Source organism: Paenibacillus sp. F024 (assembly GCF_057814255.1).
On record NZ_JBVASZ010000004.1, the window covers coordinates 186,287 to 198,482 of the forward strand.

Annotated in this window: 12 protein-coding genes; 2 read left to right on the forward strand and 10 right to left on the reverse strand. The window is 49.2% G+C overall.

Annotated elements, in window-relative coordinates; genetic code table 11:
* The first annotated feature begins 13 nt into the window (after positions 1-13).
* A complete protein-coding gene (locus ACZYR9_RS07185; protein WP_488977777.1) occupies positions 14-739 on the forward strand; it encodes a nucleotidyltransferase domain-containing protein in 726 nt (241 codons plus the stop codon).
* Between the two features lie 47 nt (positions 740-786).
* Here the strand turns inward: ACZYR9_RS07185 and ACZYR9_RS07190 are convergent, their stop codons facing one another.
* The 4 genes from ACZYR9_RS07190 to ACZYR9_RS07205 form a co-directional block, all read right to left on the reverse strand.
* A complete protein-coding gene (locus ACZYR9_RS07190) occupies positions 787-2,667 on the reverse strand; it encodes a PAS domain S-box protein (RefSeq protein ID WP_488977778.1) in 1,881 nt (626 codons plus the stop codon).
* A 181-nt stretch (positions 2,668-2,848) separates the two neighbouring features.
* Positions 2,849-3,280, reverse strand: coding sequence for a universal stress protein (locus ACZYR9_RS07195; protein ID WP_488977779.1), 432 nt, complete (start codon positions 3,278-3,280; stop codon positions 2,849-2,851).
* Positions 3,281-3,456: 176 nt separating this feature from the next.
* The gene (locus ACZYR9_RS07200) at positions 3,457-3,684 is read right to left on the reverse strand and encodes a 3-dehydroquinate dehydratase (protein WP_488977780.1); all 228 of its coding nucleotides are present in this window, start codon (positions 3,682-3,684) and stop codon (positions 3,457-3,459) included.
* A gap of 287 nt (positions 3,685-3,971) precedes the next feature.
* Positions 3,972-4,535, reverse strand: coding sequence for a glutathione peroxidase (locus ACZYR9_RS07205; RefSeq protein WP_488977781.1), 564 nt, complete (start codon positions 4,533-4,535; stop codon positions 3,972-3,974).
* Positions 4,536-4,775: 240 nt separating this feature from the next.
* On the opposite strand from ACZYR9_RS07205, the gene ACZYR9_RS07210 reads away from it, so the two are divergent.
* Positions 4,776-5,222 (forward strand): Fur family transcriptional regulator, encoded by a 447-nt coding sequence (locus ACZYR9_RS07210; protein WP_488977782.1) that lies wholly within the window; start codon positions 4,776-4,778, stop codon positions 5,220-5,222.
* 88 nt (positions 5,223-5,310) lie between these two features.
* Here the strand turns inward: ACZYR9_RS07210 and ACZYR9_RS07215 are convergent, their stop codons facing one another.
* From ACZYR9_RS07215 to ACZYR9_RS07240, 6 genes are all read right to left on the reverse strand, one after another.
* Positions 5,311-6,156, reverse strand: a complete 846-nt coding sequence (locus tag ACZYR9_RS07215; protein ID WP_488977783.1) for an ABC transporter permease — start codon at positions 6,154-6,156, stop codon at positions 5,311-5,313.
* Positions 6,157-6,158: 2 nt separating this feature from the next.
* Complete coding sequence (locus tag ACZYR9_RS07220) at positions 6,159-6,935, reverse strand: ABC transporter ATP-binding protein (RefSeq protein ID WP_488977784.1); 777 nt, start codon at positions 6,933-6,935, stop codon at positions 6,159-6,161.
* 4 nt (positions 6,936-6,939) lie between these two features.
* Positions 6,940-8,001, reverse strand: a complete 1,062-nt coding sequence (locus ACZYR9_RS07225) for an ABC transporter substrate-binding protein (protein WP_488977785.1) — start codon at positions 7,999-8,001, stop codon at positions 6,940-6,942.
* Between the two features lie 236 nt (positions 8,002-8,237).
* Positions 8,238-8,651: a PaaI family thioesterase gene (locus tag ACZYR9_RS07230; protein ID WP_488977812.1), complete on the reverse strand. Its 414-nt coding sequence runs from the start codon at positions 8,649-8,651 to the stop codon at positions 8,238-8,240.
* 44 nt (positions 8,652-8,695) lie between these two features.
* Positions 8,696-10,381, reverse strand: coding sequence for a long-chain-fatty-acid--CoA ligase (locus tag ACZYR9_RS07235; protein ID WP_488977786.1), 1,686 nt, complete (start codon positions 10,379-10,381; stop codon positions 8,696-8,698).
* A gap of 30 nt (positions 10,382-10,411) precedes the next feature.
* Positions 10,412-12,184 carry an acyl-CoA dehydrogenase FadE gene (locus ACZYR9_RS07240; RefSeq protein ID WP_488977787.1) on the reverse strand — a complete coding sequence of 591 codons (1,773 nt, stop codon included), beginning with the start codon at positions 12,182-12,184 and terminating at the stop codon, positions 10,412-10,414.
* Between the last annotated feature and the right edge of the window lie 12 nt (positions 12,185-12,196).

A 12,196-nucleotide genomic window follows, 5' to 3' on the forward strand; every position in this document is an offset into this window, starting at 1 on the left:
AGGCGGAATCAAGATGAAAACACCTTATATGGAAGCCGCAAATCGGTTCGTTGCAACCCATTTTCCGGCTTGTGAAGCGGCCATTCTGGCCGGAAGTGTCGTGCAGGGACGCTCGACCGAAACTTCGGATCTGGATATCGTCATTATAGATGAATCCGTTTCAGCCCCTTTTCGCAGGACGTACAAAGCATTTGGATGGGTGATTGAAGCGTTCGTTCTAACGAAAGAGACCTATCGCCATTTCTTTGATCAAGCCATCGAATGCGCCATTCCGTCGCTGCTGCGGATGTGCGCAGAAGGCTTAGTCATCCGTGGACACGAAACCGCTCTCAGCTTGGCCGATGAGGCGAGGCGGGACTTGCTCTCAGGTCCTCCCGCCTGGTCAAGGCAGGAGCTGGACCGGTCCAGGTATGAGATCGGCGAAACGCTGAACGATTTGCTCGGCACCGATCATCGCGGAGAGGGCATGTTTATCGCTGCCAAGCTGGCTGAAGGCTTGGCAGCCTTCGCGCTTCGAACGGGAGGACAGTGGCTTGGCGACGGAAAGTGGATGTACCGCGGCCTGGAACAGTTTAATCCGGTTTTGGGCAGGGACTTGCTTGAAGCGCTTAATGCCTACTACAAGCTTGACCAGAAGGAGCCGCTTGCCGTTTATGCTCTTTCGCTTCTGGAGCCTTTCGGGGGGATCTTGACGGAGGGCTACGCGGAAGGGCAGCTTGAGGAATTCGAAGAAATATAAACGGCGGATCGGGGGAATAGCCCCGATCCGCCGTTTATATTTCTCTTCTATGGTAAGCTGCCTTTGACAGCAGACACGGGCAATACGATTTCGATCGTTGTGCCTTGTCCGACCTCGCTCGAAATGGATACATGGCCGCCGTGCCTTTCGATGATTTGGAAGCTGACCATCATCCCAAGCCCGGTACCGTGCTCCTTGGTCGTAAAGAACGGATGGCCGATCCGGTGCAATTGATCTGCCGGTATACCGCTGCCTTGATCCATCACTCTTACGACAATCCGGTCCTCTGCCGGCTTATTTGCCCGAACCGTAAGCTTACCGCCCTGCGGCATGGCCTCTACCGCATTTTTCATCACATTGATAAATACCTGCTTGAGTTGGTTCTCATCGCCATCAATGCAAGGGAGACCCTCTTCGCATACCTTTTCGATTTCAATACTGTTCATCAGCGCTTGCGATTCAATCAAAGTCGTGACATGGGTCAGCAATCGAGGAATGTCTACCGGTATGTATTGAACCGCTTGAGGCTTGGCCAGGACCAGCATTTCGCCCAATATTTGTTCGATCCGGTTAATTTCCGATGAAATGATGTCATAATACTGCTCCTTATCGGCTACTCCCGATCTCAGAAGCTGGATAAATCCTTTGACGGCGGTCAATGGATTGCGGATTTCGTGGGCAATTCCCGCAGCCAGCTGCCCGACAAGCGAAAGCTTCTCCGAATTTTGCAGCAGCTCCTGCGCCTTGCGGGCCTCACTAATGTCTTTTGCAATAATCCGGACAGCATTATGATTCTCATACCAGGCGGGAACAGCCGAGAACTCCACATCGACAGGCTCTCCTTGTATGGTAATAAACTTCCCTTTGAAGGTCGGAACAAACTCACCGGTGCCTATCGTTTCACTCAAGCCGGATGCCGCTTGAAGCACGTCGGGATCAATGAAATCAATGACCGGCTTGTTCAGCAGCTCGCTCCTGTTCGCGGCTCCCAACAGCCTGACCGCCATTTCGTTCACACAGACCCATCTGCCCTCTTGTTGAATGAGGAGCGCTTCCGGCATTTCTTCAATAAGCCTCTTGTACTTCTCCTCACTCTTTTGCAGTGCTTCCTCAGCTTCTTTTCTTAGTGTGATATCCCGTCCGACGATCAAAAAATTGCATACCCGGCCGTTTTCATCTCTTATTTTTTTAACAGAGTATTCGAAGTAAATGTAATATCCTTTTTTATGTAATATTCTGCATATATGTATACATTCATCCGCGCAAACCTTTTCACAAGCGCTTCGTTTCTGGTGCAGATCCTCCGGATGAATCAATTCAACGGAAGGTTTTCCGATCAGCTCTTCCTGATGGTATCCCAATTGGCGGTATACAGCAGGGGAGGTATAAAGGATTACGCCGTCCGGATCACAATAAGAAATGATATCTTGCGAATGGACCGCAAACAGCTCGTAAAGCTGTTGACAATTTAGTTTTTGTACAGGGGGATTCGGTATTGATCCGAATGCAGCTTCATCTTCCCGGCATTTACGATCAGTGTTGAAGTAACCCTCGGATTTGGCCAAATGTACAATAAAATAAGCCTCCGTCCCCGCTTCCTGCCTTTCATATTTGGAGGCGGTCATCGTTAAAGCCATCACATATCCTTCCCTGTGACGCCAATATAATTCCACCTGTTGGACTGCGTTTTCACTTGGCATCAAAACCAGTTCCTGCCAAAATGTACCCAAGCTAGCCAAATTATCGCGGTGGCCTAGGTCAGTCAGCATTCGTCCAACCAATTCAGATTCAGGAAAACCCAAAATTTGGTGGAGCGCTTTATTGGCTGCCATAATACGACCGGAAGCGGCTGTCAGCGCCATACCTGACGGGGAATGATGGAAACTAAGGAGAAACAAGGGGTGATCCCAAAAATTGTCGCTAGCCATTCCAAGCCTCCTGCATTTTTTCCAACTGCTGGGATTGTTAAGAATAACATTCTAGCTGCTGGTCGGTTTATCCTTCTATTACCAAAGAAAAAATCATCCTTCGGATAAAATTTTGATGCTAAACGAATAAAATGAAAAAACAGGAGCCCATTACGGCATCCTGTCCTAAGTCCAACTTCGATTATTTCACTACCAGCACGGGAATCTTGGCATGCTTCAAGACATGGCTGCTGACGCTGCCCAGCATAAATTCTCCGATTGCGCTTAACCCCCTGCTCCCGATGACGATTAAATCGCAGTTATTGTCATGTGCATGGCTTACGATGGTTTTGGCCGGGATGCCCTGCTTCAAAATGGCTTCCCCTCGCCCCAGACCGGACACCGCTTGCTTTGCCTTTTCCAAGATCGCTTCAGCATGTTCATATTCTATTCGGTTTGAATCCGCCGGAGGGCTGACCATCGCTTCCCCAAAAATAACAACCGGTAAATTAAACACGTGGATGACCTCAAGTTTGGCATTCGGCATAACAATGGTCAATTGAATGGCCGCTGCCATCGCCTTTTCCGATTCCTTGGAACCATCGTATGCAACCAAAATATTCGAATACGACATAAGGCCTCACCTCACTCAGGATAAAATTAAGAGGAAACATATATGTATTTACCCTTTTAACCGCAGCTAGAAACCGGCCTTTGAAAGAAGAGTTTGGGATGAACCGTCCTTTCGGTGAGGATAATCAAAAAGATCCCTCGCACAAAGCAAAGGACCCTTTTGAAATGACTCTTATATTAATAAAGTGAGAGTGCCAATGAATCTCTCTCGTTGATCGAATGAAGGATCGCTTCGCAGCCTACCACTTCAATACTAATCAGCGTTTGAAGACATTTTTTCAAAGCATGTCTTCCTGTTTCCAACTTATTGTCCAGCGCCGTCTTCAGCAGTTTTAATGTTTTCTTATTCAAATTGTCGGCGAAAACGGGGATCTGTTTGTTGTGGATCGTGACGAACACTTTCATCCCTAACACCGTCCCTACATATCAATTTTGCTTATTTATTGATAGGATAAATTACGATTATTAAAATAAGCTTAAAATATTTTTACAAAATGTCAACATCGCCTGCATTTTTTCTAGGCATACGTAAAAACTTATACCCATTCCTGCTGATTTGAAAAACCACTATATTTCCCAGTGAAAAGAAAAATCGCATATTCGACATCCATGATGGAAAATGGAAAAGTATGCATTTCCCGGGAAATTAGTCGATTATTCTATGCTTGAAAAAAATGATGGTGAAAAAGTTCCTAACGCTTATGATAACACTGAACAAGCTTCGCAATATCGTCTGCAAAATCTGTCGGTTCCTCCGAAGGCTCATACCTTCGCAAAATTTCTCCTTCTTGACTCACCAGGAACTTGGTAAAATTCCACTTAATTGAATCACCGACCAGCCACTCCGGATTTTTTTCGCTGATCATCATTTTGAGCAGTTTAGCCTGGATCTTCGATTCGTCAAACCCTTGAAAGGGAGCTTCCTTCTTTAAATAGTCGAACATCGGGCTCGCCTCCATGCCGTTCACTTCAACTTTGGCGAATACAGGAAACTTCACCCCGTAATTGATCTGGCAGAAAGAGGCTGCTTCTTCATTGCTTCCCGGCTCCTGTTCGCCGAATTGGTTACAAGGAAAGCCCAGAATTTCAAATCCATGCTCGCGATATTGATCATACAGCTTTTGCAAATCAACAAATTGCGGCGTGAATTTACACTTACTTGCTGTATTTACGATTAATAACGCTTTTCCTTTATAAATTGACAAAGGCACATTTTCACCATTGGTTTTTTCAACTGTAAAATCATATATATTCATCAGACAGCACCCCAACGCTAAACAAATTTTATTAGTTATTATATTATAATCATTATAAATTTCAATAGAAATAAGAAACCATGTCGAAAAACAAATGACCGATTAACCGACCTCAGCACCTTCCTCTTCATTTATTCTTCATCTCACCTTCATCTAGTAATCATGATCGGGGGGTAAGACGATGATAAAATTAAATTAATAGTTAAATTAAGTCTAATTATAACTATGAAGGAGGGCGCTATGAATACCACCATTAACGATGCCATCCGTCAATTACAGGCGGCTAATATTCGCATGACTACACAGCGGCAGCTCATTTTGGAGCATTTATATTTGAAGCTATCCCACCCTACGGCTGAGGAATTGTTCGAATCGATCTACACCGACCATCCCAAATATGTAAGCATCACGACCATCTACAAAAATCTCCGTACGTTAAAAGCGTTGGGGCTGCTGAAGGATTTTCATATTCATCATGGAGATGTTCTGCGATACGATACGAATACGGAGCCTCATCATCATTTATATTGCGTTCATTGCGGTAAAATCCAAGACTTTACGGCGGCCGTTCCGGCTTTGGTCGAATTCGGAGACGGATTCCGGGCGGAAAGCACCTATCTTGAAGTATCCGGCATATGCGATTCCTGTGAGCAGCTTCAGGGGCAAAGCTTAAAAGTTGCCATTTGAATGGAACCCTAACAAGAACAGAAAAAGCACTCACCGGTGAGACGAATCTCCCGATGAGTGCTTATTGAGCGTTCAATTCGATGTTCAATTATTTCCACGGCAGCAGCTTGCTTTCAAGCCACTGAAGTCCACGGTTGAAGAGAAGGCCCAGCAAAGACAGGATCAGCACCCCGACCATGAGCTTGGTCGTAATCATCAGATTCCCGTAATGCAGAATCATGGAACCGATCCCTTGTTGAGCCGCGATCATTTCAGCCGATACCAAAAGCAGCAGGGATGTACCGGCCGCAAGCTTAAGCCCGGCGAAGATCATCGGCAAAGCCCCTGGAAGAATAACCTTCCGGATAACGTTCAAATGGCTGGAGCCAAAAGTAACCGCAGCTTTGATCCAAATCGGATCTACGTTCTTTACCCCCGAGAATGTATTGATGACCACAGGGAAAAATACGCCAAGGGCAATCATGGTAAACTTCGGCGCTTCCCCAATTCCGAGCCATAAAATAATCAAGGGCAGCAAAGCGATTTTCGGAATCGGATAAATGGAATACACGACGGGAGACAATACCGCGTCCGCCCAGCGTGAGAAGCCCAGAATAAGACCGATCATAATGCCGCACACGGCGCCAATACCGTACCCGATGATAATCCGGGACAAGCTGGCCAGGATGTTCTCATGCAGCTCGCCGCTGGACAGCATCTCCCAGCCGGCCGATAAAATCAACGACGGAGCCGGCAGGAACAACGGAGGCACAAGCCCCAGACGGCATATGGTTTCCCACAGAAGCAGGAGGCCGACAATCCCAAGTACGGAGGCATAAACCGGAATTTTTTGCTCCAGGAAGGACACTCGGTTACGGATGACATGTTTCTGCTGTCCTTGCGCCGAAGCATGGGCCGGTGTTTCGGGTAACGATTCTCTCGATGCTTGACTCATGCCTAACCCTCCTTCAGCGCTTCCTGTGCATCATGCCGGATCAGCTGCCAGATTTCATTCGCATACCTCTCGAAGGCGACGCGATGTTCTTCTTGATCTCTTCCCGTCTTGGGTAGATCGATATGAATCACTTCTTTGATTTGACCCGGATGACGGGAAAGCACAATTACCCGGTCGGCCAAATATACCGCCTCTTGTATATTGTGCGTGACATATAAAGTGCTTAATCGGGTACGATTCCAGATCGAGAGCAGCTCTTCCTGCATCAATGTACGCGTCTGGGCGTCTAACGCCGAGAACGGTTCATCCATCAGCAGTAAATCCGGCTCGACGGCAAGCGCCCGGGCAATGCCCGCCCGTTGGCGCATCCCGCCGGATAGCTGCTTGGGATAAGCCGATTCAAATCCCGTAAGCCCGACCATATCAATATAATACTTGCCTTTTTCCTGCTGCTCCTGCTTGCTTGCACCCTGCTCTTCCAGTCCGAACACCACATTCTCATAGACCGTCCTCCACGGAAAGAGCGCGATTTCTTGAAAAACGATGCCGAGCCGGGGAGGTTTAGCCGAGGATAGCCCCTCAAAATAAACCTCTCCTTCGGAAGGAGACAGCAAGCCGCCGACAATATTGAGAAGTGTGGACTTCCCGCAGCCGCTTGGACCGACCAGTACCACAAACTCTTGTTCTTCTATCGTAAAGTTTATGTTTCTAAGAGCGGTAACCTCTCGTTTCTTCGAGTCGATAAACCGTTTCTCCACGTTGTCCACTACGATTCTCATAGCATTAATTCCCCAGTTTGCTGAGAGCTTCGTCCAGTAGAGCCGTATTTACAATCTCTTTGGTATCAATCGCTTTTTCGATCAGCTTCTCTTTGGCATACCAGTCCACCTGGGTCTTGATGTCTTCTGCCAAAAGCTTCCCGTCACGGTCGATATAAGGAAGTCCTTGCTTTACGATCTCTTCCGGTTGATCCGTATATTTGGCGACGATTTTAACCACTTCATCGTAATTGGCTCCAGGTACCAGCTGGCCGTCCTTTTTGACCAGCACCGCATCATAGTAGTAGCGTGTAGCTTTGGCATAGGCCTTCATAAAACGAACAGCCGCGTCCTGGTTGCCTGCAAGCTTAGGAGAGAAGAAAATACCGGACGTTTGATACTCGATTTCATCGCCTACCTGAGCTACGACCTTACCGTAACCTTCCTTCACAACAGCGGTGATGTTGGGCTCATTGAGCATAACTGCATCGACCTGCTTGCTCTTGAGCGATTCCATCAGGCCCTTAATGCTGTTCAGGGGCACGAATTGAACATCGTTAAGTGTCAATCCATGCTTTTCAAGCAGACGTCCAGCCATGTAATGGTAAGTAGATCCGGTTTGGGTAATTCCGATTTTCTTGCCTTTCAATTCCTCGATCGCTTTGACCGGAGAATCCGATGGAACCATCAAGGCTGTAGAAGAATAGCCCTTTTGCTCTCTGCCTTTGTCTGCAACAATAACGAGCTTTTGGCCGCCGGCCACCATGTTGTACAAGCTTGCGGTGATCCCGGTTGCGCCTACATCCACGCTGCCGCCCGCAGTGGCTACAGCAATCGGCTGCGCCGCATCGAACCACTTGGCCTTCGCATCGATATTTTCCTCTTGGAAGAACCCTTTCTCAATCCCGATAAATAACGGTGCGGAACTAGCCAGCTTGAGCATACCGATTTCAACCGAGACCACCTCCGTTTGCGTTTTTGCGGGTTCGGCCGCGTTGCCCGGTGCCGTTTCCTTGCTTCCACAGCCTGCAAGCGCAGTGGTTACGAAGAGCACCGCAGTGAGTGCGAAGAGTGATGCTTTTTTCATTCTGATAACCCTCCAGTTTTTACTAGTTGATTTTGGGGCAAATCTCATAAGTATTCGACACGCATCTACATATTTCCTTCATAATTCCTAAATTTATTATATGGCTAGGCGATCAGCCCTACAGATTGTACTGCTCCCGCTTCAGCAGCAAAAGAAATAGACCGTTCACTGGAATGACCCGGTCTATTATCCATACTATAATATTATTTTGCCCCTTCAACCCGGGAGCCGCCATTTCATTTTTGGTCGATGACCCGAAAGGACGCGGTCGCCATCGAGCACAGGGTGTTGTTTTCGTTCGTTAAGGTCCCCCGGGTAGTAATCGTTCTGGCTGACATATGAACGACTTCCGCCACAGCTGTCACTTTGCCTTTGCCTGCCGGCGCGGTAAAATGCATATTCAGACCGGAGGTCACTACATTATAGCCCGGCCGGGCGGCCATCGCCGCAATTCCCATCGCGGTATCCAGCAGAGTCGTATGCACGCCTCCGTGAAGCAGGCCGATGAAATTCAGATGATGCTCCTTCACATCCAGCGATACGACAGCCTTATTTTCATCGAACTCAACCAACTCGCACCCCAAATAGCCCCAAAAGGTATTCTGCGCCTCCTCCAGCATGCGCTCTACATTTTTTTTCAATTGTTCCATATCCACAGTATTCTCTCCATTCATGCTCCGAAAGGAACGGACTTCTATTTCAGCTTCCGTTCCTGCTGCTGCATATTTTCCTCGATCAGTTTTCTGCGAAGTACTTTGCCTGCCAATGTTTTGGGAAGCTCACGACGAAACTCATATAGATGAGGGACCTTGTAGGCGGCAAGACGCTCCCTGCACCACTGTTCAAGCTCCTTTACTTCCAAGGATATCCCTTCCTTTAGGACAATATAAGCTTTTACCGTTTCACCCCGGTAGGGGTCCGGCATGCCCAAGACGGCGGCTTCCTCTACGCCCGGATGCTCGAACAGCACTTCCTCGACTTCCCGCGGAAAGATATTGAACCCGCCGGCAATGATCATATCCTTCATCCGGTCCATAATATAATAATACCCTTCTTCGTCCATCCGCGCCATATCCCCTGTATGCAGCCAACCTTCCTTCAGTACACGGCTTGTTTCCTCCGGGTTGTTCCAATAGCCCTTCATGACCTGAGGACCGCGGACCGCAAGTTCCCCAATCTCGCCTGCCGGAAGCTCCTCTCCCGTTGCCGGATGAACCACCTTGGCCTCCGTATCGGGAAAAGGGATGCCGATCGAGCCCAGCTTCCGTTTGGCCCAAATAGGATTGGCATGTGTAACAGGGGATGCTTCCGTCAATCCATAGCCTTCAATAAGCCGCCCGCCTGTTATTTTTTCAAACCGTTCCTGCACCTCAAGAGGAAGGGGCGCCGCCCCGCTGATGCACATTCGGATCGAGGACAGATTGTATTTGCTTACGTCCGGATGGCTGATCAGCGCAATATACATCGTCGGCGCACCGGGAAAAACCGTCGGTCTCAGCTTGTGAATCAGCGAAAGAATCTGGTTCACCTCAAATTTGGGAAGCAGTATCAAGCATCCGCCCAGCATCATCGCCTGGTTCATCAGTACCGTCAGACCGAACACATGAAAAAAAGGAAGGGGTGCCAAATAGCGCTCTTTGCCGGGGATGCTTTTGTAAGCCCACAAGCCGGTTTGAACCGTATTGGCAATGACGTTATAGTGAGTCAGCATCACGCCCTTGGACAGCCCCGTCGTGCCGCCGGTGTACTGCAGCAGGGCGATATCGTTTACCGCATCGACCTCCGTATGAACGGGCGTGCTGGCTGCATGGTGCATCAGCCTCAAGAAAGCGTGGACTCCCTCCCCAAACTGGACCTCGCGGTTCAAACCATCCTTTTTGGCTTTCAGCGGATAAAGCAAATTTTTCGGAAAAGGAAGGTAATCCTTAATCGAAGTCACGATAATATGACGAACTGCCGTACCAGGTACTGTACTTTTCGCTTTCCGGAACAGCAAATCGAGGGTAACCAGATAGACGGCGCCTGAATCCTTCAACTGATGCTCAAGCTCCCGCTGCATATACAACGGGTTGGTCATCACCACCACTGCTCCTGCCTGCAATGCTCCGTAGTACGCTATCACCAATTGAGGGCAGTTGGGCAGCATGATCGCCACCCGATCCCCCTTGACCGCACCCAGCTTGCGAAGCGAATGGGCAAACCGGTATGAGGCTTCAAGCAGATCGGCGTAATTCATTTCTTTACCCATAAAATGCAGCGCCGTATGATGCGGAAACCTGACTGCAGACTGAACCAGAAAGTCAGCCAGATTTTGTTTGGGATACGTGTAAGTCGGAGGTACTTCTTCCGGATAATGAAGCAACCACGGTTTTTGTGTCACGACCGATCACCCCTTTGGTATGACATCGGATTAGCACACGAAAGATTCCGACTCGATCACTCGGGCGGCGATTTGCCGCTTTAGCTTCACCGTATTGACCGGCGTACGACGGCTCAGCTTCTTTAAGATAGAGAGCTGCGTACGCAGCACGTCTCCCGTCTCTACAGCCGAAAGCGTTTCCTTGGCAAGCGATTCTACCTTCTCGAACGCTTCTGGAACGAAAACCCGGGTCATATCTATAGCGCATGCCGATTTGTCCTCACCCTGCTTGGCGATCCTCTGCCGGGTGCGAAGGAGCGCACTTTCCATAGCATAGATTTGAATCATCATGTCGGCCAGATGACTGAGTACTTCCTGCTCCTGCTCAAGCTGCATTTGAAACTTCTGTACAGCGGCGCCTCCAGTCATGAGAAATATCTTTTTGGCCATGGAAACCAGATGCGTTTCTTCGTCCAGCGTACCGTCAAATTGTTGTCCTGGAACAAGCTGCAGCAGCTCCGACTGAAGCGCCTGCGCTTTTTGCATAAGCGGCAGTTCACCCTTCATGGCTCGTTTTAGCAGCGTACCGGGAATGAGCAGGCGATTGATTTCATTCGTTCCTTCAAAGATGCGGTTAATCCGCGAATCACGGTAAATGCGTTCAATTTTGTATTCCCGGATAAATCCGTAGCCGCCGTGAATCTGCACGCCTTCATCCGCTGCGAACTGGAGCGTTTCCGAACCGAACACCTTATTGATGGAATATTCCAGCGCATACTCAGCAATCGCCTTGGCGGACTGGACTCCCGCTTCCGGACTTCCGTGGTCGATATCGTTCAGCACCGCATCCATCAAGCCGGCCGTACGGTATACCATGCTTTCGAGCACATAGGTACGCACATTCATTTCGGCCAGCTTCTTGCCGATCAGCGGAAAGGAGGAGATCGGCTTGCCGAATTGCTTGCGGGCATTGGCATATTTGGCCGATAGTTCAATCGTATCCTTGGAGGCGCCCAGACAGCCCGCGGCCAGCTTGAAACGGCCGATGTTCAAGATATTAAAGGCAATGAGATGGCCTTTGCCTACTTCCCAAAGCAGGTTTTCCACAGGAACCTTTACCTCTTCAAGGATAAGCGGGCAGGTTGAGGAGCCCTTGATGCCCATTTTCTTTTCCTCCGGACCGATACTTACCCCTTCCATTGTCCGTTCGACGATGAAGGTACTGAAGTCCTTTCCGTCCACTTTGGCATAGACAATGAAAAGATCGGCGAAGCCCGCGTTGGTAATGAACTGCTTCGTCCCGTTAAGTACATAGTGGCGGCCGTCCTCCGAAAGACGCGCCGTCGTTTTCGCGCCAAGCGCGTCCGAGCCCGATGACGGCTCTGTCAGGCAATAGGCGGCAATAAGCCCGCCGCTGGCCAGATCGGGCAAATATTTCTTTTTCTGCTCCGGCGTGCCGAAATAGACGATCGGAAGAGTTCCGATACCTACATGGGCACCGACGGACAGAGCAAAGGAAGAAGCCTTGGATAACCGCTCGTTGATCAGCGTGGTGCTGACCTTATCGAGTCCGAGTCCGCCCAGCGCTTCCGGCACATCCGCCCCGAGAAGCCCCAGCTCTCCTGACGTCTTCAGCAGCTTTAAGGTCAAATCGTAGTTCAGCTTTTCGATTTCCTCATCGACCGGCAGCACTTCGCCTTCCACGAAATCTGCGGTCATCTCCGCAATCATCCGCTGCTCCTCCGTCAAATCATCCGGTGTGACAACGGACTGAAAGTCCGGATCGTCAATGACAAAACTTCCGCCAATCACTTTGTCTGCCATATCCCTCTCTCC

Excerpts from the sequence above, each read along its gene's own strand:
- ACZYR9_RS07195 (WP_488977779.1), bottom strand. The coding sequence starts at position 3,280 with ATGTCGTATTCGAATATTTTGGTTGCATACGATGGTTCCAAGGAATCG.
- ACZYR9_RS07215 (WP_488977783.1), bottom strand. The coding sequence starts at position 6,156 with ATGAGTCAAGCATCGAGAGAATCGTTACCCGAAACACCGGCCCATGCT.
- ACZYR9_RS07210 (WP_488977782.1), top strand. The coding sequence starts at position 4,776 with ATGAATACCACCATTAACGATGCCATCCGTCAATTACAGGCGGCTAAT.
- ACZYR9_RS07225 (WP_488977785.1), bottom strand. The coding sequence starts at position 8,001 with ATGAAAAAAGCATCACTCTTCGCACTCACTGCGGTGCTCTTCGTAACC.
- ACZYR9_RS07190 (WP_488977778.1), bottom strand. The coding sequence starts at position 2,667 with ATGGCTAGCGACAATTTTTGGGATCACCCCTTGTTTCTCCTTAGTTTC.
- ACZYR9_RS07230 (WP_488977812.1), bottom strand. The coding sequence starts at position 8,651 with ATGGAACAATTGAAAAAAAATGTAGAGCGCATGCTGGAGGAGGCGCAG.
- ACZYR9_RS07200 (WP_488977780.1), bottom strand. The coding sequence starts at position 3,684 with ATGAAAGTGTTCGTCACGATCCACAACAAACAGATCCCCGTTTTCGCC.
- ACZYR9_RS07240 (WP_488977787.1), bottom strand. The coding sequence starts at position 12,184 with ATGGCAGACAAAGTGATTGGCGGAAGTTTTGTCATTGACGATCCGGAC.
- ACZYR9_RS07220 (WP_488977784.1), bottom strand. The coding sequence starts at position 6,935 with ATGAGAATCGTAGTGGACAACGTGGAGAAACGGTTTATCGACTCGAAG.
- ACZYR9_RS07205 (WP_488977781.1), bottom strand. The coding sequence starts at position 4,535 with ATGAATATATATGATTTTACAGTTGAAAAAACCAATGGTGAAAATGTG.
- ACZYR9_RS07185 (WP_488977777.1), top strand. The coding sequence starts at position 14 with ATGAAAACACCTTATATGGAAGCCGCAAATCGGTTCGTTGCAACCCAT.